General features: G+C 44.0%; 19 protein-coding genes. 6 read left to right on the top strand and 13 right to left on the bottom strand.

Going from position 1 to position 20756, the window contains the following annotated elements:
- Positions 1-233 precede the first annotated feature (233 nt).
- Genes yclQ through yclN form a run of 4 tightly spaced genes read right to left on the bottom strand, consistent with a single transcriptional unit; the run spans position 234 to position 3851 of the window.
- Positions 234-1187, bottom strand: a complete 954-nt coding sequence (yclQ, locus tag C1T29_RS02525; protein ID WP_014662776.1) for a petrobactin ABC transporter substrate-binding protein YclQ — start codon at positions 1185-1187, stop codon at positions 234-236.
- Between the two features lie 21 nt (positions 1188-1208).
- On the bottom strand, positions 1209-1967 hold the full coding sequence (gene yclP, locus C1T29_RS02520) for a petrobactin ABC transporter ATP-binding protein YclP (RefSeq protein ID WP_095432788.1): 759 nt from the start codon (positions 1965-1967) through the stop codon (positions 1209-1211).
- Positions 1961-2908 (bottom strand): petrobactin ABC transporter permease YclO, encoded by a 948-nt coding sequence (yclO, locus tag C1T29_RS02515; RefSeq protein ID WP_040084169.1) that lies wholly within the window; start codon positions 2906-2908, stop codon positions 1961-1963. The genes yclP and yclO overlap by 7 nt, the downstream gene beginning before the upstream one ends.
- On the bottom strand, positions 2901-3851 hold the full coding sequence (yclN, locus tag C1T29_RS02510; RefSeq protein WP_014662773.1) for a petrobactin ABC transporter permease YclN: 951 nt from the start codon (positions 3849-3851) through the stop codon (positions 2901-2903). Before yclN ends, yclO begins: the two co-directional genes overlap by 8 nt.
- 384 nt (positions 3852-4235) lie before the next feature.
- Between yclN and C1T29_RS02505 the strand changes: the two genes are divergently transcribed.
- Positions 4236-5600: an aspartate kinase gene (locus C1T29_RS02505; protein ID WP_069839855.1), complete on the top strand. Its 1365-nt coding sequence runs from the start codon at positions 4236-4238 to the stop codon at positions 5598-5600.
- A gap of 142 nt (positions 5601-5742) precedes the next feature.
- Entirely contained in the window at positions 5743-5853 is a 111-nt protein-coding gene (locus tag C1T29_RS02500) for a YjcZ family sporulation protein (protein WP_040084173.1), read from the top strand.
- 97 nt (positions 5854-5950) lie between these two features.
- Here C1T29_RS02500 and phrC read toward each other — a convergent pair whose 3' ends face one another.
- The 4 genes from phrC to yclJ all read right to left on the bottom strand — a co-directional run bounded on the left by phrC (position 5951) and on the right by yclJ (position 9459).
- Positions 5951-6073 carry a phosphatase RapC inhibitor PhrC gene (gene phrC / locus C1T29_RS02495; protein ID WP_014662771.1) on the bottom strand — a complete coding sequence of 41 codons (123 nt, stop codon included), beginning with the start codon at positions 6071-6073 and terminating at the stop codon, positions 5951-5953.
- Positions 6057-7205, bottom strand: coding sequence for a response regulator aspartate phosphatase RapC (rapC, locus tag C1T29_RS02490; protein ID WP_095432789.1), 1149 nt, complete (start codon positions 7203-7205; stop codon positions 6057-6059). Before rapC ends, phrC begins: the two co-directional genes overlap by 17 nt.
- Before the next feature lie 162 nt (positions 7206-7367).
- Positions 7368-8789 (bottom strand): two-component system sensor histidine kinase YclK, encoded by a 1422-nt coding sequence (yclK, locus tag C1T29_RS02485; RefSeq protein ID WP_103749793.1) that lies wholly within the window; start codon positions 8787-8789, stop codon positions 7368-7370.
- Positions 8776-9459, bottom strand: a complete 684-nt coding sequence (gene yclJ, locus C1T29_RS02480) for a two-component system response regulator YclJ (protein ID WP_041521471.1) — start codon at positions 9457-9459, stop codon at positions 8776-8778. Before yclJ ends, yclK begins: the two co-directional genes overlap by 14 nt.
- Before the next feature lie 212 nt (positions 9460-9671).
- Between yclJ and C1T29_RS02475 the strand changes: the two genes are divergently transcribed.
- Together C1T29_RS02475 and C1T29_RS02470 are read left to right on the top strand one after the other, a co-directional pair.
- Positions 9672-11147, top strand: a complete 1476-nt coding sequence (locus C1T29_RS02475; RefSeq protein ID WP_095432791.1) for an ABC transporter permease — start codon at positions 9672-9674, stop codon at positions 11145-11147.
- 15 nt (positions 11148-11162) lie between these two features.
- Complete coding sequence (locus C1T29_RS02470) at positions 11163-11843, top strand: ABC transporter ATP-binding protein (protein WP_095432792.1); 681 nt, start codon at positions 11163-11165, stop codon at positions 11841-11843.
- A gap of 104 nt (positions 11844-11947) precedes the next feature.
- Here the strand turns inward: C1T29_RS02470 and gerKB are convergent, their stop codons facing one another.
- From gerKB to gerKA, 3 genes are read right to left on the bottom strand one after another with little or no spacing between them, the layout of a single operon-like run.
- Positions 11948-13069 carry an endospore germination permease GerKB gene (gerKB, locus tag C1T29_RS02465; RefSeq protein ID WP_095432793.1) on the bottom strand — a complete coding sequence of 374 codons (1122 nt, stop codon included), beginning with the start codon at positions 13067-13069 and terminating at the stop codon, positions 11948-11950.
- A gap of 24 nt (positions 13070-13093) precedes the next feature.
- On the bottom strand, positions 13094-14317 hold the full coding sequence (gene gerKC / locus C1T29_RS02460) for a spore germination protein GerKC (protein ID WP_095432794.1): 1224 nt from the start codon (positions 14315-14317) through the stop codon (positions 13094-13096).
- Positions 14307-15941, bottom strand: coding sequence for a spore germination protein GerKA (gene gerKA / locus C1T29_RS02455; RefSeq protein WP_103749794.1), 1635 nt, complete (start codon positions 15939-15941; stop codon positions 14307-14309). The genes gerKC and gerKA overlap by 11 nt, the downstream gene beginning before the upstream one ends.
- Before the next feature lie 125 nt (positions 15942-16066).
- Between gerKA and C1T29_RS02450 the strand changes: the two genes are divergently transcribed.
- Entirely contained in the window at positions 16067-16288 is a 222-nt protein-coding gene (locus C1T29_RS02450) for a YczF family membrane protein (protein ID WP_069839847.1), read from the top strand.
- A gap of 14 nt (positions 16289-16302) precedes the next feature.
- Here C1T29_RS02450 and C1T29_RS02445 read toward each other — a convergent pair whose 3' ends face one another.
- Positions 16303-18057: a right-handed parallel beta-helix repeat-containing protein gene (locus C1T29_RS02445; protein ID WP_103749795.1), complete on the bottom strand. Its 1755-nt coding sequence runs from the start codon at positions 18055-18057 to the stop codon at positions 16303-16305.
- 279 nt (positions 18058-18336) lie between these two features.
- Between C1T29_RS02445 and C1T29_RS02440 the strand changes: the two genes are divergently transcribed.
- Entirely contained in the window at positions 18337-19815 is a 1479-nt protein-coding gene (locus C1T29_RS02440) for a peptide MFS transporter (protein WP_071581058.1), read from the top strand.
- 39 nt (positions 19816-19854) lie between these two features.
- Here C1T29_RS02440 and C1T29_RS02435 read toward each other — a convergent pair whose 3' ends face one another.
- Positions 19855-20700, bottom strand: a complete 846-nt coding sequence (locus C1T29_RS02435; protein WP_103749796.1) for an alpha/beta fold hydrolase — start codon at positions 20698-20700, stop codon at positions 19855-19857.
- Positions 20701-20756: the final 56 nt, after the last annotated feature.

Here is a 20756-nt window from a genome sequence, read left to right as displayed (position 1 = left end):
CAGAAGCTATCCAAAATGGCGTGGCAAGTAGCAAGCCGATAACTAGACCTATAATTAACTCACTAATTAGAACAATAAATTCATGAATATAACCTTTATTATCCATCTATATAAAAACAAAGTAAAGTTTATTTCTATATTTCAACATTAAAATCTCTATGAATCGAGATTTTTGAAAGAAAAAACCCGACCTTAGACTGAATTAATCAGATTCTAAAGATCGGGTTCTTATTTTACTTTTCTAAACCGTCTTTCACTTCTTTAATCATTTGCGCCATAGACTCAAGACCGCCTCCTGATAAGTACCAAGTAGCAGAATCAAGGTAGACGACATGATCATTTTTCACTGCGTTTACGTTTTTCACATAATCGTTTTCAACGACTTGTTTTGTAGATGATGTTTCTCCGATCGCTGTACCGCGGTCAATGACAAACAGGTAATCCGGGTTTGTTTTTGAAATGTACTCGTATGAAACGCTTTGTCCGTGAGTAGACGCTTTGATGTTTTTATCAGCCGGTGTCACGCCGAACACGTCATGGATCAGGCCGTATCTTGATTTAGGGCCGAATGCGCTGATCTTCCCGTCGTTCGCCATGATGACGAGACCGTTTTTGTTAAGCTTTTCAGCCGTTTTCTTTACATCTGCGATTGAATCATCGATTTTTGCGAGTTCATCTTTCACTTCGTCTTCTTTATCGAAAATCTTACCGATTGTTTCCGCGTCTGATTTAAATGATTCCATATACTTCGCTGTGTCTACGCCAAGGTAAATTGTCGGAGCGATTTCAGAGAATTCTTTGTAAGACTCAGATTGTCTTCCTGAGATAATGATCAAGTCAGGGTCTAAATCTGCCACTTTCTCGAAGTCTGGCTCTTTTAAGCTTCCGACATCAGCATATTTGTCATCTTTGAACTTGGACAGATATTTAGGAAGGGCTTGTTTCGGCAGGCCCGCTACTTTATCATCAAGTCCTAGTTTATCTAATGTATCTAAGCTTCCAAAGTCAAATACGACAACTTTTTTAGGGTTCTTCGGTACTTTTGTGCCGTTTTTGTCCAGCTGGTGTTTCACCGTGATTTGTTCTTTCTTCGAATCAGAACCTTTGCTGCTTGTGCTTTGGTTTCCGCATGCAGAAATGACAACTGCCGTCACCAAAGCGATGAATAGTAATGCGAACTTTTTCATGCTCTTCACCTCTTCTATATATTAAGAAAAATAGACACCTATTCTTTGATGATCAATCGTCTGAATCGGGATGGTCATATCGTAGATTTCCTCAAGCACAGAGGTTTCTATTATTTTTTCAGGCGGCCCCTCTTTTACGATGCGGCCGTTTTTCAAAGCTACGATATAGTCCGAATAGACAGAAGCAAAATTGATATCGTGAATGACGATGACGATCGTTTTTCCAAGCTCCTTTACCAGCCGTTTCAGCAGTTTCATAATTTCAACTGAATGTTTCATATCCAGATTGTTCAGCGGCTCATCCAGAAAGATATAATCGGTGTCCTGGGCAATGACCATGGCGATAAATGCCCTTTGGCACTGTCCGCCGCTTAACTGATCGAGGTAGTTGTCCTGAATGTCTTCCAGCTTCATATAGCTGAGCGCCTGGTTGATATGAACCCAGTCTTCCTCAGTCAGCCGGCCCTGTGAGTACGGAAACCTGCCAAAACTGACGAGGTCTTTGATCGTGAGCCTAATATTGATTTGGTTCGCCTGCTTCAAAATGCTCATTTTCTTGGCAAGCTCTTTGCTGTCGCATGATCCAATCTCTTGTCCGTCTATGTAAATCTCGCCGGAATCTTTTTTGATCAGGCGGCTCATGATAGACAGCAGCGTACTTTTGCCGGCGCCGTTAGGACCGATAAACGAGGTGATTTTGCCCTTTTGAATCGTGACTGACGTCTCTTCAAGGACAACTTTCCCGCCATATTGTTTGCTTACATTTTTGACCTCTACCATGATTTATTCTCCTTTAACAGCAAGTAGATAAAATAAATCCCGCCGGCAAAATTAATAATGACGCTCAGCGTCGTTGAGAAGGTAAACACTTTCTCAACCACAAACTGCCCTCCGACCAGCGCAATGATGCTGATGAAAACAGAGCCTGCGATTAAGTATGAATGCTTATAGGTTTTCAGAAATTCTCTCGCCAGGTTGACGACAAGAAGGCCTAAAAACATAATCGGCCCGACTAGCGCTGTTGACACAGAAACCAAAATCGCAACCACGATCAGCATCTGCTTCACCACTTTGTCGTAGTCAATGCCCAAATTCACGGCGTGCTCGCGTCCGAGCGACAGCACATCGAAAAACTTTGTAAAACGCCAGACATAAGCGCCTGTCAGCAGGAAGATGATGAACGCGAGCCATAACAAATCTGTATTAATGTTGTTAAAGCTGGCAAACATCTTGTCCTGCACCACTTGGAACTCATTCGGATCAATCAGCATCTGCATAAAGGAAGACAGGCTGCTGAACAGCGTGCCAAACACGATACCGATAAGCAGAAGGAAAAAGATATTTCTCCCCTCACCCTTGAACATGATCTGATACAAAACAAGAGAAAACAGTATCATCAGAAGAACAGAGATGATAAAGTTGATGTTTTTATTCATAATGACCATATTCGCAGAACCGAACAAAAAGATAATACCGGTCTGAATCAGCATGTAGAGAGAATCGAGGCCCAAGATGCCCGGCGTCAGGATGCGGTTGTTCGTAATCGTTTGAAAGATCATGGTCGAAAACGCAATCGCTCCCCCCGTCAGCACAATGGCGGCGACCTTTTTGATTCGTCTCGGCAGGGTGTAATCCCAATTGCCTAAGTCATAAAACAGAAACAAGCCAATACATACAATGGCTAAACCAACGAGCAACGCCATTTTCATCTGGTTACGCATACGCTTTTCTCCTTAACAGCATAAACAGGAAAATGCCGCTGCCGATGATTCCGACCATCAGGCCAATCGAGATTTCGTAAGGGAAGATAATGACTCTGCCCAATATATCGCAAAACAGCACAAAAACCGCTCCCAATAGCGCAGTATGCGGCAGGCTGCTCTTCAGATTGTCTCCTCTGTAAATCGATACAATATTCGGGATGATTAAACCGAGAAACGGCAGCATACCGACAGTCAAAATGACAAGAGACGTGATCAGGGATACGATAATGAGCCCGATGTTCACTACCCGCTTGTACTTTAGGCCGAGATTGACAGAAAAGCTTTCTCCCATACCGGCCAATGTGAATTTATCCGCATACACATAGGCAATGATAACGAGCGGAATACTCAGATAAAGAAGCTCGTATCTCCCTTTCACGACTAAGGAGAAGTCTCCCTGAAGCCATGATGACACGTTCTGGATCAAGTCATATTTATACGCGATAAAAGTCGCGATTGAACTGACGATATTCCCGAGCATTAAACCGACAAGCGGAATAAAGATGGTGTCGTTAAACTTGATTCTTTCAAGGATTTTCATAAACAGGAAGTTGCCTGCCAGGGCAAAGACAAACGCGACCAGCATTTTGATTAAAGGACTGGCGGATGTAAACAGCAGCAAGGAAATTAAGATGCCGAGCCGAGCCCAATCCATCGTGCCCGCCGTCGTCGGTGACACGAATTTGTTTCTGCTGATCTGCTGCATAATCAAACCGCAGATGCTCATGCTTAAGCCCGCGATGACAATGCTGATTAATCGCGGCAAACGGCTTGCAAACAGCGTTGACGCCTCTTGTTTGCTTAAATCGAAGAGATCAAGCGGCGACAGATCTTCTACGCCGATAAATACAGATGTGACGGCTAATATGATAAGTAGAATAAATAAATAACGTAGCTTCATGCTGCCTCCTTACATCCTTACAGCAAAAAGAACGTATCTCCTACTCCGCAAGGACTCAAAACAATATGGCCATATAGTAATTGATTATCATTATCATTTACATATTACCATTTTTCTAGTGTTAGTCAATATTCTTTAAAAATATTAACCTGGTCATTTATCAATTTTACTAATCATTCTAACCATTTTCCATCCCAAAACGTTAGGCTGTTTACCATATTTATCTTTTGAACGCCTGTTTACTGTCAGCAAACCCGACATCATTCCTCGTGGGAAATACAAATGTTCATTCCGGAGAGAAATTATCCCTTGATTTACAGGACTGAAAGAGAGATAATAAATACTAAATTTGTGTGAAAATTTTAAACATTAGGAGATGTAAACATGAAGGTCGTTAAATTCGGAGGCAGCTCACTTGCTTCAGGCGCCCAGCTTGACAAGGTGTTTCACATCGTTACCTCAGACCCGGCACGGAAAGCTGTAGTCGTTTCAGCTCCGGGAAAACGCTATGCCGAGGATACGAAAGTGACTGATCTCTTAATCGCATGTGCAGAACAATATTTGGCATCAGGCAGCGCACCTGAACTGGCGGAAGCGGTTGTGGAACGGTACGCTCTCATCGCCAATGAGCTTCAGCTGGGGCAAAGCATTATCGATAAAATCAGAGATGATTTGTTTACGCTTTTAGAAGGAGACAAAAGCAATCCCGAGCAATATCTTGACGCAGTTAAGGCCAGCGGGGAGGATAACAACGCCAAGCTGATCGCCGCTTATTTCCGTTATAAAGGCGTCAAAGCGGAATATGTCAACCCGAAGGATGCCGGCCTTTTTGTGACAAATGAACCCGGCAACGCGCAAGTTCTTCCTGAATCCTATCAAAACCTCTATCGTCTTCGGGAACGTGACGGACTCATTATTTTTCCCGGTTTTTTCGGATTCAGCAAGGATGGCGATGTGATCACATTCTCACGGAGCGGTTCTGATATTACCGGCTCGATTCTTGCCAACGGACTTCAAGCTGATTTGTACGAAAACTTTACAGACGTGGACGCTGTGTATTCTGTCAATCCGTCCTTCGTTGAAAATCCAAAGGAAATCAGTGAGCTGACATACAGAGAGATGCGGGAGCTGTCTTACGCCGGTTTTTCAGTGTTTCATGATGAAGCGCTCATTCCGGCATTTAGAGCGGGGATTCCTGTTCAGATCAAAAATACGAACAACCCCTCAGCCGAAGGCACCCGTGTCGTCAGCAAGCGGGATAACACGAACGGGCCTGTCGTCGGCATTGCCAGCGATACCGGTTTTTGCAGCATTTATATCAGCAAGTATTTAATGAACAGAGAAATCGGATTTGGCCGCAAAGCCCTTCAAATCCTGGAGGAGCACGGATTGACGTATGAGCATGTTCCATCGGGAATTGATGACATGACCATCATCTTGCGGGAGGGTCAAATGGATGCCGCCACTGAACGCAGCGTGATCAAACGGATCGAAAAGGATTTGCATGCCGACGAAGTCATTGTCGAGCATCATCTCGCACTGATTATGGTTGTAGGAGAAGCGATGCGCCACAATGTCGGTACAACAGCAAGAGCCGCCAAAGCATTATCAGAGGCTAAAGTGAATATCGAAATGATCAATCAGGGATCATCTGAAGTGAGCATGATGTTTGGCGTAAAAGAAGCCGAAGAAAGAAAAGCCGTTCAAGCGTTATACCAGGAATTTTTCGCGGGCGTGCTGATCTCTTAATCGTACATAAATAGCGGGCCGCAGCGCCCGCTATTTTTCATATAGCCGAATTGTTCATTTTTTTCTCTTGTCCACTATTATCCCTGCCAAACAGATCGGCTCAGCATATCTTATAGTATCCTTCATAGGGAGGTGAAACCTTATGTCAGGATACTCTACTGGCGGCGGTTACGGCATCAGTTCTTTCGCTTTAATCGTTGTATTGTTCATTCTTTTAATTATCGTAGGGACTGCGTTTGTTGGCGGCTACTAAGCTGCTGACCGTCTCTGCGGGGGCGCCGCAAGACTATGTCTTGCGGTGTTTTTTTGAAAAGAAAAACCCCTTCTCACCAAAGAGAAGGGGCTGGTTCTTACGTCATTCCTCTTTCCGTCACATGAAAGTCGAGTGCTTCCGCATGAGCAGAAACGCCAGCCGCTGTAAAAATCGCGGCTGCGGCTAAACAAATAACAAACAACTTAGATTTCAATTTCATACAAACCTTCACTCCTTTGTATTTGTTTTCTTGCCTCTTCAACTTGTAGAAAGTAGGAAGCAGACAGTTTAAACCACTTCTGTTCATAGTAATATTTTGCTACTTCTAGGGCTAAATCCTCTATATCAGCGTACATATTTTTATTTTTTAGGTATTGAAAACATCGTTCGATTCCTTCTTCACTGGGCTGATCCTGATATAGGGATTCCAAAAACTCGAATTTTACGGCATAGTCTGCATCGTCTGTTTCTTTAGCATATTCATAGCCCCGCTTGTGATATTCCGAAGCTTTATCATGTTTTCCCTGTTTATAATAAATCAGGGTGATTAAAAAATAGGCTTGCGGCAAAGAATTGATGATCCTGCTGCTTTCAAACGTGGAGACCGCTTTTTCAAAGTACTCAATGGCAGGGTCAAGAAGATCTTGATTGTAATAGCATAATCCGAGATTGTAGTATGCTCTTCCGACCAGCTGGGCTTTTTGTTCCGCTTGGGCCATATCGAGTGCCAATTTGAAATGGCGCGCGGCTTGTTCGAAATTTCTTTCATCCATCAGGTTAACCCCGAACACGAAATGGCATTGAATGATTCTCACATTATAGGTTTCCTGCTCCACGTAAATTTCATAGGCATTTTTGATATTAATCAATGAAAAATACGTTTGCTTCATATAATAATAAGCTTCCGCGATTTTAAAATAGAATTCAGCCCGTTCAATATGGTCTGCGACAAAGGAAAGTTTTTTCTCCGCCTGTTTATAGTATGTGATGGCAGAAATAAATTCCCGCTTATCAAACTCATACATCCCGCGGAAAAAATTCACGTAATAGTCGAGCAGCCCTTTAAGATCTGCCTGATTGCTGTCAATGTTTCGTGATAATTCAGACAGGCTTGGCTGGTCTTCGATATTTAATTTTTCTAACGGCTCAAGATAATCCAGCATAAGCTGGTGCCGGAATTCCATTAGTGAATAATAAAGCAGCAAGTTGGAATCATGCTGCATGTGTTTCAGTTCCTGCTGGATTTCAGCTTTTAACACTTCGGCATCCGGCACGCTGAATGTCCGGATATATTTGTACCACTCGTTAATTTTTTGACCGACCGCTGAAGAAGGAATTACCCCGCTCTTCATTCCTTCACCCTCTCCCATCAAAAACTGTTTATGTCATATTTTATCATGTTTATAGACTGTCCCAACCCGAAAAACACGCAATCTTTGTTTTCGGGAGCACGCAATAAACCGAAGCGGTGTGCAAAAAAGGCGGCTCATCTGATGATGCTGCCGCCCTGTATGCTATTGCTGCTTTGCCATTAAAGGAAGGCGGATGATAAATTTTGTGCCTTTCCCTTCTTCACTCTTGATCTCTACTGTGCCCCGATGCATTTCAACGAGCTGCTTGACGATCGAGAGACCGAGTCCGTATTCACCGTATGCCGTGTTCGTTCTTGAAATATCTGCTTTATAGAACCGCTCCCAAATATGCTCAATATCCTCTTTTGAAATGCCGATCCCCGTATCTTCAATTTCAATAATCGTCTCTTTATAACCTTCTATTCCGCGCAGCCAAATGTCACCGTTTTGCGTAAATTGGATGCTGTTTTTCGTAATGTTGACGAGTATTTGAATGAGCCTGTCGTAATCGGCATGAACGATCACGTGATCCTCTACCTGAATCATCAGCCTGTTTTGTTTTTCGTCCGCCTGCTGCTCCAAGTGCTCTTTTACGATTTCAAACACCTCGATCAGCGGAACATCCAGCTTGTTCAAGGTAATTTGCTGGGACCTAATTTTTTCATAATCCAGATTTTCTTTTACGAGCCGCAGCATGCGCTTCGTTTCCTCACTGATCAGCGAGAAGCACTTATCCTTCTTATCCTCAGGAATCGTATGGCTATTCAGCCCTTCAACCAAACCGTTGATCGTCGTCAGCGGAGTTTTTAATTCATGTGACACATCAGCGATAAACTGCCTTCTCCGCTTCTCAAGGCGATCGATTTCATCCCTCGACTGCTTTAACTTTTTCGCCATAATATTAAAGTCGGACGCCAGTACGCCGATTTCATCCCTGTAGCTGTTTTCCAAGTGGATGTCATAATCGCCGGAAGCCACTTTATCTGTCGCTTCTCTCAGCTTTTGAATCCGTTTGACATGGAATTTGGATAGGAGCCAGCTCACAAGAATCGTAATGACGAGCGTGCTGATTACAGCGTAAAACATATAGAGGTTGACCTGATTGACCATCTGTTCAACGCCGCTGATTGGAGAAATCAGCAGAACGGCGCCTTTAAACTCGTTCTGAACAAATATAGGCTGCGCCACAAGAGACACTTCATCATCAAAACGGCCATCTGCCCTGATCATGACAGTCTGCCCTTTTTTCAGCTTGTTCCATTCTGATTTCTTCAGCTGTTCCCTTGGCTGATGATGAAAGCCTTCAGGAAGAAAATAAGGCTGCTGCTTTTCATTGAAGATGATAAACTGAGTCTTTCTTGTGCTTAAAATGTCCTGATAAGGGTAGAGCCTGCGCATATCAACCTGGCCGGCTTGGAATTCATTCGCGATCTGCACTGCATATGACGTCAGTTCCTCTACTTTATTTTGATAGGCAAAATCTTTCACAAAGTGTGAAAATAGCGAAATGATAATGACAAACGCTAAAATCAAAATGCTGATATGGCTCAGAAGCAGCTGGTATAAATATTTAATCTTCATCAAATTTATACCCTACTCCCCACACGGTATATAGGAAAGGCTTGTCTTCGCTGGCAAGCTTTTTCCGCAGCCGTTTGATATGAACGTCAACCGTCCGCTCATCTCCATAAAATTGATAGCCCCATACTTGTTCAAGCAGCTGTTCTCTGGAGAACACCTGCCGTGGATTTTGGACAAGGTAGTAAAGCAGATCGAATTCCTTCGGCGTGAGATTTTCTACAGGCTCTCCGTTCAAAAAGACTTCTCTCGTCTTCTTATTAATTGTAAAGCATTCCGATTCGATCATATCTTCATCAACAACCGCTTTGCCTGTCGCCTTGTATCTTCTGATGACGGCTTTGATGCGGGCAACCAATGTCAGCGGGCTGAACGGCTTCGTGACATAATCATCCGCCCCCATCTCAAAACCGATGACCTGATCTGATTCGGTGTCTTTGGCAGTCAGCATGATAATCGGCACCGTGCTTGTCTCTCTTATTTTTCTGCAAATGGTCACGCCATCCATAGATGGAAGCATGATATCCAAGATGATCAGATCCCAATTTTCTTCCGTAAAACGCTGGTATCCCTCTAATCCGTCATGAACGAATTCCGCTTCAAAACCTTCCTTAAAAAAGAACATCTCCGTCATCGTACAGACACTAACATTATCTTCTATCATTAATATTTTCATTATATCCTCCGGTTGTTTTGATGCTTTTTTCTATAATAGCACCATTTTAAACAGAAGGTTTTGCGTTTCGCAATTGTTAGTTTTTATTTCATCAACTAGAAATAGATTGTTCATATTTTTTTCATACCTTTGGACTACTATTAATTTATCAACAAGCAAGCCCGCCCCAGAGGCGGCCTTATCAATAACAATACCTATACGGAGGAACATAAATGAACTTTATCAAACGGGCCTTTTGGAATATGAAGGCTAAAAAGGGAAAAACGTTATTGCAATTATTTGTGTTTACAGTCATATGTGTCTTTGTTCTATCAGGCCTCACCATCCAGTCGGCAGCACAAAAATCAAGCGAACTGGCCAGACAAGAGCTCGGCGGAAGCGTGACACTACAGGTTGACCGCCAAAAGCAAATGGAAAAACAGCAGGACAGCGGCGAAAAACGCAGCTTCGAATCAACACCGGTCAAAGTGTCTGATGCAAATAAGCTTGCAGCACTCGATCATGTGAAGAGCTACAATTACATCACATCAGCTTCAGCCAACGCGGGGAACTTTGATGCGATTGAAAGCTCAAGCTCCAGTTCAAGCGATTCCAGTTCAAGCAGTTCAAACTCAAATGCTAAAAACAGCCAAGGCGGCGGACAAGGCGGACCGCAAATGGTGCAAGCCGATCTTTCGATTGAAGGTGTCATCAGCACAGCATTAGTTGATGATTTCTCTGACGGGGATTCAAAAATCACTGACGGACGCGCGATTACAAAATCAGATGTCGGCAAAAAAGTAACAGTGATCAACGAAACATTAGCGGAAGAAAATGATTTAAGCGTTGGCGATTCGATCACAATTGAATCAGCAACAGATGAGGATACAACAGTAAAGCTGAAGATCGTCGGTATTTATAAAACAACATCTTCAGGCGATGACCAAGCCCAAAATTTCTCTTTCTTAAATCCTTATAACAAGCTTTATACACCTTACACAGCGACAGAGGCGCTGAAAGGCGACGACTATCAAAATACGATTGACTCAGCCGTTTACTATATGGACGATGCGAAAAATATGGATGCTTTCGTAAAAGCAGCGAAGAAAACATCCATTGACTTCGATACGTACACACTGAATACAAACGATCAGTTGTACCAGCAAATGGTCGGCCCGATTGAAAATGTAGCTTCTTTTTCTAAAAACGTGGTGTATCTTGTATCAGTGGCAGGGGCTGTCATTCTTGGCCTGATTGTCATGATGTCGATCAGGGAGCGCAAATACGAAATGGGCGTGTTAATGGCTATCGGTGAAAAACGGTGGAAATTGATTGGACAGTTCTTGACTGAGATTCTGATCGTGGCCGTTATCGCGATCGGCCTTGCATCGGTGACTGGAAATCTCGTCGCAAATCAGCTTGGAAATCAGCTTTTATCCCAGCAGATCAGTTCATCAACCGATTCAACGCAAACTGCAAGCGGGCAAAACGGACAAATGCCTGGCGGCGGTGGCGGCATGGGCGGCGGAATGTTCGGCCACAGTTCATCAAACGCGGACGTTATCGATTCACTGAACGTCGCGGTTTCTATGAACGACATGCTTGTTCTTGGCGGGATCGGCATCCTTATCGCAATCATTGCAACATTGCTGCCGTCCATTTCAGTACTGCGGCTTCATCCGAAAACGATATTGACAAAACAGGAATAGAAAGAGGCGGAACCTATGAGCTTATTAGAATTTCAACAAGTCGGCTACTGGTATAAAGACAAGAGCCAGCCATTGTTTCAGGATATTAACATCAGCTTTCAAAAAGGCAAATTCTACACAATCGTCGGCACATCAGGGACGGGGAAAACCACTTTCCTGTCTCTGGCAGGCGGACTTGACGCACCAAAAGAAGGAGACATTCTTTACGGCGGAAAAGCGGTTTCTAAAATCGGCTTAACCAATTTCAGAAATCAATATGTATCAATTGTTTTTCAGGCGTACAACCTGCTTCCGTATATGACGGCTTTGCAGAACGTCACAACCGCTATGGAAATCACAGGTTCTAAAGAAAAGAACAAAGAATCATATGCGCTTGACATGCTGCAGAAGGTTGGCATCAACGAAAAACAAGCCCGGCAAAAAGTGCTCACACTGAGCGGCGGACAGCAGCAGCGGGTATCAATTACAAGGGCTTTCTGCTGTGACACGAATCTTATCGTAGCCGATGAACCGACCGGAAACCTTGATGAGGACACATCAAAAGAGATCGTACGGCTCTTTCAGGATCTGGCACACAAGGAAAATAAATGTGTCATCATGGTGACGCACGATGAACAAATTGCAAAAGTGTCAGACATCAATATCAGACTTTCAAGAGGAAGCTTTACTGTGAAGGAAAACATCGCAGTCGTATAACAAAACGCGCCTCTGCCAGTGCAGACAGGGGCGCACCCTATATCCCCCTTTTATATAGAAGTGAACATAAAAAGAGCGGCGGCTGCATCCCCCCGCTCTTTTTATCATTTTTTTGCTTCCGCCCCTTTTGACTTCTCTCTTCGTTTCTTTTTCCAAACAGCCACAATAAACAGAAAGAGCGGAAACAATAATTGAAAAGGCAAATGAATATACAGCGGCACCACTTTCAGGCCTTCGTTCAAGTGCTCCGAAAAGTTAGTCGCAATCGTAATAGAGAGGATTAAAATGCCCAATCCCATCGGATAAGCCAATTGGGAGGGATTCTTTTCCTTAAAGAGCGTAGATGTCCCCACCACAGTGGCATATAAGTAGAGACTGACTTTAAAGAAGCCGCCAATGATCAGCGCCAGCATAAAAAAGACATCAAGCCGATCTAAAAATTCTTCGACTTTGATTGTCTGGATCGTGCTTAAAAGCGGAAACTGGGATCTGAGTGTAAGATCAACATCAAGCACGCTGATATTAATCGCCACGGTGAGCGCCACAACCAATCCGCTAATAGCCATGGCGATCATCCCCATTTTTTTCACATTTTTTCTGTCATTCAGGTTAGGGAAAATCATCACAAATAAAACAACTTCACCAAATGGAACGTACATGGTCTGTGTGAAAACAGAGTGAAGGACAGGAGAAATGCCGTTTGCCAAAACCGGCTTTAAATTGTGCGGGTCTATAGTGCCTGAGACAATAATCAGCACGAGGCCGAGCGCGCCTAGTAAATACATGGCCCCGAAAAGCAGTTCGGCCGCGCGTGCGAGCACTTCAATTCCTTTTCTTACGGCATATATGCTTACTACCATTAATAAAGCATTTACAATAATGATAGGTGTATCATGATAAGCAAACGTCAGCAGCATTTCTCCAAAGTCACGCAGCACCCTTGCGGCAATATAGGCAAAGTACAAGATATAGAGAAATGAAAACAGCCAGCTCAGCTTGGTTCCGAGCATATCATCCATATATTCTTTCGGCGAAGATTCCGGATAGCATTGATAAATGCCCTGATACAAATAGAAAAGAAACAGCCCGGCCGCACAGCCTAATAGAACTGCTATCCAAGCATCCCTGCCCGCCATCGATCCGGGTGTAATCAATAAGGAGCTGCCCAGTTCAAAAATGATAATCATGACAAACAGCTGCCTTATGCTTATTCTGGCTTTTTCCATCTGTCACTTCCCCTTTCTACAGACCTAATCATCTTTAAACTGGTGTTTGATCGGATTGTTTCGCAATCCCGTCCTTCTGATATACGTCTCGGCCTTCACATCGATGGGCAGTTCCGGCAAATACTCTTTGTCCCATGTGTCCTTCATTTTCGCCCACTGCTCCGGATACTTTCTATATATCGTGTCACCAAAACCGATAAAGTCTATTTGATTCTTCTTGATCTTTTTCACAGTATGGCTGATTTCCTTTTCCAGCTCTTTGTTGAGGGCTTTTTCAATAGCGGGCAGCACCTTGGGGTCAGACAAGTGGAAAGGGTATTTGACAGCATCTATAATACCTTCAACCGACACTTTCACATGGATGTACGGACGTCCGTTCCGTATCTCCGGTACCAGCTTCGTATCCTGATGGGTAACCTGCAAGCTGACCGCATCCTTCGTCTTGTCCCAGTCAGCATTAATAAACGTATGCTGGATCTTATTCATAAGCCAGACTGCCCCCACGCTTTCATGATCTTCAAGCCAATACTTTAAATACCCAGCCTTATCAAAAATCGCCAAACCATCTGCCTGAAGAATGGCTTTCGGGTCAGTCGCCTGCGTGTTTTCCATACTGACTCCTTTTTTATCGTCACCAATCATCATATATCCCGGAATAACCGGTGCCCTAGTGTTGGCGGCAAGTGTTTTTAAAACGTCCTGAATATTGGTTTTGACCACCCGTCCGTATTCCGCCTCGGTGAAATCCAGAGTTTTATTGACTTTATTTGATGGAATTTTATCAATTGGCGTCAAGATTTTCACAATGTTTTCTGCTTTTGTTTTATGAGCAACAACGAATGTTGCCGTTGTCCTGAATTCTGTGTCCCGGTCAAGATTATCTAAAACAAAATCCAATCCTTCTTCTTTTGCCAGCTTTTCACTGATCACGACTAGATTGGTATGGGCAAAATAAAGCCGGCGTGACACCTTTATGGAGGCTTTTCTGAGTGCTTCCGTTATATTGTTACCTTCAATCGAATAGACAGATACAGGCGGCCTGTCTCCGGCACCGCCTCCTTGAAGGCCGCCGGCAACATTTCCTGGATTGATAATTTGAAGATGCAGCACGTAGTTGCCGTTGTTTGTCCGATCGATGCCAATCGCCGAGATAATCGCAAGATCCGTCAGCTCCCGCTTATCCCAGCAGCCGGGCAGCACAATGACGCTCAAAAGCATGAGAACGGCTAATAGACATTTACGTACCATTCTGATCCCCTTCTTCCAAATCTTTGTTCACCATTCCTCGTGATGCGGCCGGCTCTGGGCGCTGACCCTCTCCCTGCCGCACCTTATCTTCCTTACTGATCGATTCCGGCCTCTTTTCATCGGCCCACCACGGAACCCGGAACAGCGCGTCCTTTACGCCTTGTGAAGAAAAGGGTGCAAGCGGCGACATATATGGAACGCCAAATGAACGAAGACTGCATAAGTGCACAAACATCATAATGATCCCTAAAATCAGCCCGTAAAAACCCATAACAGCTGAGGCAATAATAAAAATAAACCGGATGAGCCGGGCTGAAATCGCCATTGCAAACGCAGGTGTCGCGAAGCTCGCAATCGCGGTGAGTGCCACGATAATCACCATTGCCGGAGAGACAATACCAGCTTGTACGGCAGCCTGGCCGATTACAAGAGCGCCTACGATTGACACTGCCGAGCCGACAACCCGGGGCAGCCTGACCCCCGCTTCCCTCAGAATCTCAAAAGCAACCTCCATCGTTAGCGCCTCCACAACAGCGGGAAACGGGACAATTTCCCGCTGAGCCGCAATGACCACTAACAGCTGAGTCGGTATCATTTCTTGGTGAAACGTCGTGGCTGCCACATAGACAGCCGGAGCCACAAGCGAAATGAAAAAGACTAAAACCCGCAGGACACGTATGCTTGTCGCTATATCAAAACGCGAATAATAATCTTCAACAGACTGAAAAAATTGGACAAATAAAGCCGGGGCAATAAGCACAAACGGTGTGCCGTCCACAATAATCGCGAATCTTCCTTCTAACAGATTTCCCGCTACAACATCGGGGCGTTCTGTATGATACATAGTCGGAAACGTCGTAAAGGTTTCATCTTCAATCAGCTGCTCAATATATCCGGATTCCAAAATACTATCAATATCTATTTTTTCCAGGCGCTGCTTCACTTCCTTCAGCACCTTTTCATCACATATTCCTTCAATGTACATGAGAGCGATATCCGTATTTGTGACAGAGCCTTTTTTCATTTTTTCAACCCATAAATTCGGGTTTTTAATGTATCGCCGGATCATGGAAATATTGGTTTGCAGAGATTCTGTAAACCCTTGGCGCGGGCCGCGGAATGACACCTGGGTACTCGGCTCTTGGATGGAGCGCTGCTCTCCCCCTTGAGTGCTGCAAATCAGCGCTTCGGCATAGCCATCGGCAAAAACAAGCGCATTGCCGAGCATTAACTCGGAAAAAAGCTTATCCCAGCTCTTTTCCGCTTTCACCCCGCCCAGCGGGAGCGTTTTTTCAAGAATTTGCTGGATCGCATGAGTATTCTGGATAGACTCATCCTGTACCAATGGATCGATTAACGACTCATGGATCGTGTGATTATCGACCAGCCCAGCAATATAGATGACAGCTAGATGGACACGATCCTGCTCCCCGATTTTAATCTCGCGAATGATAACGTCAGAGCTGCTTCCGACTTCCTTTTTCGTTTTCGCTATATTCTTTGCCAAATTAGGGGAAATGAGAACCGGCCTTTCTTTTTCTTGCTGCTGTTCCTGATTCTTTTCTTCTGTATTCTGCTTGTCTTTTGAACCGGTATTGTTCTTTCGCTTAGAAAATAAAGGCATACACAAATACCTTTCCTTGTCGTTTTCTCATATTCTTCCTATTAGAATTGAGATTATGCATTAGGTTTAGATGCCGTATAACTTCGCCGCCAACGATAGACACTAAAAGCGGAGGATGATGAAGCATGAAGATATTGGGTGTGACTGGAGTCATATTGATTTGTTTATTAACTATTTCTGTATTGATGGACATGCTTCAAGGGTTCAGTTTAACAAAAGCCATTTATAACAATATGTCCAGCTTTAAGATGACAACGTTTGCGGAATGGGTCGTGCTTTTATTTTTTGTGTTAGTCCTTGTGAGGGAAATGTACGTGATCTATAAATCGAAAAAAAAGAACCCCTAGAGGGGTCGCTTTTTTCAGGCGATAATATTGCCGTCTAGTGTATCACTGCTGTGTTTGTTGATGGTCCCTTTAAAAATGCGGTTTCCAATGATTTTGGAATTGGTTGAGGTGTTTGTTTGAATAGCTGTCGCAGTGCCTGCGGAGAGGTTATTGATGGTGTTTCCAGAAATGATAGAGCCTGCTGATCCATTGACATAAATCACAATCGGATTCCCGGCTGTTCTGTTGACTGAAATGGTATTATCAAAAATCTCATGCACACCTGTGCTGATATAGACGGTGACCAAAAGCGGAGATTTCTCGAGGTGGTTGCTGATAATTGAGGTTTTTGCACTTGTGGAGCAGTAAATCGGGTAATTTTTAAACTCTTTAAATGTATTGTTTTTGATGATAGCGCCAGCATTATTTGTGACGGAAACAGCATATGATTCCGGGACCGCTTCAAACGTGTCAGGATGCAGTGTATTTCCTTCAATCACCGCATTCCCTTGAGCGATCCAAATGCCTCGGCTGAATTTTCTCAGGAGATTATCTTTAATGATCATGTCGCCTCCGGAGATGTTCACACCGTCAATGACTTGAATGAGACAGTTATTCAGAAACGCGATGTCATCTGACAGCACTGCGCGAAGACCGATGCTGCGCCTTGTTTCAGACAGTCCGTTTTGAATGTGGTTTCCGTCTACCTTTACGTCAGAAGACTGATAAACCAATATCCCTGTGTTTTCAAAGTTGCTGATTTTGTTGTTGGTCACAAGAACGCTCTTTCCCCTGACATCAATTCCAGTTGAAAATCCGGTAATCAAATTGCCGGAGATCACCGCATCACTGGTCTCTTTTCCTTGTGACACACCGAGTCCGGTTATCCCGACTCTTGTCGCAGCCGCCGCGTCTTCAGGGCCTCTTAGAATATTTCCCTTGATCACTGTTTGCGTCCCATATCCATAGCTGATTGTATTATCTGAGAGATTTCCTTCTATTAAAACGCCATACCCGTTAAAATTGGTCACAGAACTTGAAACGTTTCCAATAAAGTAGTTATTGCGAATTGATACATTAATCGGTTCCTCATAATCAACATCACCTTCGCCATATCCTTCAATGTCGATTCCGTATTTCGGCGCTGTCCCATTCCCCGTTCCGGCATCTTCAATCACGCATTCCTCCACCGTGACCATGTCACATCCGGTAATGGAAATGTTATTTCTCCTTGACCGCCGAACCTCACAGCGGCGGATGATAATTTGCTCTGACGTTCGATAATCTTGATTGGTCTTTAATCCCCTCGGACTGACAATGATCCCATCGCCGGTAAAATCAGAAATTTTCACTTGATCAATGACAACATTCGAGCATCCTTCAATACATATGCCAAAGCCCCATTCATGGGTAGACCTGATCCCTGCCGAGGCATACGTATGCTCATCGCGTTCGCCGATAATTTGTCCCCCGGAAATGGTTATATTCTCTTGCTTGCCTACATAAAATGCGGAATAACCCCACGAGCTATTCGGGATTACTTTCATGATACACTCCGGGTCCATCATAATCTCAAGGTTACCGGGAACAATGATACCCGCGTTTCGAAACTTCTGATTAAGATCTCCGCCAAGCGTTCCATCTATTAAATATGTGCCCTTTGGAAACCAGACAGTATGATAGCCTTTCGAAACAGCTGTACTAAGGCACTGATTAATCAGTTCTGTCGAATCCGTTTGACCATCTCCAGGAACACCGAAATCCGCTGCATTTAATATGAATTCAGCCAATTGCGAGCCTCCTTCTCTATGATTACTATCATGTTACTCACAAAGGCCCGGTCTGCTTGTACATTTCTCTAAAATTTTATTGAAAAAATATAAAGGAATAGTTGTGTAAGAAAATCTCACGATAAAGAGTATAAAAATTAGGATAAAATCACTATTTTTAGGCATTTATAATTTTTCCATTATGGAACTATTTGAAATGAGTATAAATTATATTGACACAAGTATTATATAAGAATATGATTTTTATAATACACTTTTTTTAGAAAGGGTTTGGCTGACATGGCTTCGATTGATAACGAAAGTATCATTAAAAGCGTCCCGCAAAAAGGGTTCTTTGGTCACCCGCGAGGACTATTTACACTATTTTTCACCGAATTTTGGGAGCGTTTCTCTTACTATGGAATGAGAGCAATCTTACTTTACTATTTGTATACAGAGACGGTAAACGGCGGGCTTGGTTTTGACAAAGGCACTGCGGTTGCCATTATGTCGATTTACGGCTCACTCGTATACATGTCCACTATTATTGGCGGATGGCTCGCTGATCGGGTATTCGGTACCGCAAACACCGTGTTTTACGGCGGCATATTCATTATGTTCGGCCACATTGCACTCGCCTATCCAGGCAGTTCGGTAGCATTCTATATCAGCATGGTGCTTATCATTGTCGGAACAGGCTTATTAAAACCAAACGTTTCAAGCGTGGTTGGGGATCTTTACACGAAAGAAGACCCGCGCCGCGACTCAGGTTTCAGTATTTTCTACATGGGGATTAACCTCGGTGGTTTACTTGCGCCGTTAATTGTCGGAACACTCGGACAGAAGTACAACTATCATCTCGGCTTCGGAGCTGCCGCGGTCGGAATGCTTCTCGGACTTATCGTATTTGCTTTGACAAGAAAGAAAAACCTCGGTCTTGCAGGTTCCAATGTGCCGAATCCGCTGTCTAAAAAATCTGCGATTGGCACCGGAATCGGTGTGATCATTGTGGCGATCGCAGTGATTATCTCCGTACAAACAGGTGTGCTGACGATCAAGCGTTTTATCGACCTTGTAAGTATTCTCGGTATTTTGATTCCTGTTATTTATTTCATCATTATGTTTACAAGCAAAAAAGCGGACAAAACAGAAAAATCCCGTCTTGCCGCTTACGTTCCTTTGTTTATCGGTGCTGTCATGTTCTGGGCCATTCAGGAACAGGGAGCGACCATTCTTGCGGTATACGCTGATGAACGCATAAGACTTTCATTGGGTGGATTCGAACTTCAATCATCTTGGTTCCAATCATTAAATCCATTGTTTGTCGTCATTTTTGCGCCAATATTCGCATGGCTCTGGATGAAGCTTGGCAAACGCCAGCCGTCTACGCCAGTTAAATTCTCAATCGGAATAATTCTTGCCGGATTGTCATTTATCATTATGGTATTCCCGGCTATGCAAGGAAAAGAAGCACTCGTAAGCCCGCTTTGGCTCGTTCTCAGCTTCCTGCTTGTTGTGCTTGGAGAGCTGTGCCTGTCTCCAGTCGGTTTATCCGTGACAACGAAACTGGCGCCAGCTGCCTTCTCTGCACAGACAATGAGTATGTGGTTTCTGACGAACGCAGCAGCCCAAGCGATCAATGCCCAAGTAGCCGGATTGTTTGATAAAATTCCTGAAACAACATACTTCGGCACCATCGGTTTGATTTCTATCGTTCTTGGCGGCATTCTCCTGCTGCTCTCGCCGGTGATCAAACGCGCGATGAAAGGGGTCTTATAATCAGAAACAGCCCGCGGATGTTGATCTGCGGGCTGTTTTTTATTGATCAAGCCATTTCCTGAAGCTTTGTTCAAAGGCTTGCGGTTCTTCCAGCATCGGCTGATGGCCGCTCTTTTCAAAAATAACCTTCTCCACATGGGGATATAAATCGTCAACAGTATCCCATAGCGCAACAGGCGCAACCAAATAATCATATCTTCCTAAGCCGATGTACACCGGCACTTGTATATCAGCTAACCGCTGAATGAGATTCAGCCGGGCAAATGTATTCCCCCATAATTCATCCATGATCGGCATATTCGTAAATACGCCATCCCATAAAGCAGCTGCATGCGGCCGCTCTTGATAAAAGCTTTTCGCTTCAGCGCGAATACACATGTGCACGAAGCGTCTTTCAGGATCTTTTTCAATGTCCTGCGGCAAATTCGCGATATCTGTTTCAAAGCGTTTCTTTCTCTCAGGACTGGCTGTTTCCATAAAAAATGATTCACTTTTTCGTTGTCTTTCTTGACTGTTATCAGGCGCAGTATTGAAAAGCGCAACCTTCCGGACATGTTCAGGATATGTCCTGGCATATTCTAAAGCCATAAAAGCGTGCCCGGAATGTCCCAGGATGATAACATCCTCAAGCTGAAGAAATGCTCTCATCCTTTCAATATCAGCCAAAACGGCATCAAGTCTCGAATCCTCCTCACGAAGCTCTCGTTTAGGCTTAGCAAATCCCCTATGGTCGACAAAGATCCATTGATATTTCTGTTTGAGATCTGAGGAAAAAAGGCGCGGGTAGTAAACCACACTCCCGATCACAAGGATGGGTGCGCCCTCTCCCTCGATTCGATATGATAAATCAAAACCGTCTGAGTGACAGATCCCCGTACGTTCCATTTCTCTCGCCTCCTTTGTTTTCATTATATAAAAATAAAAGCCTGACGCATGGCGTC

The organism is Bacillus sp. MBGLi79 (genome assembly GCF_002953915.1).
This window is presented reverse-complemented; position numbering and strand designations above follow the sequence as displayed.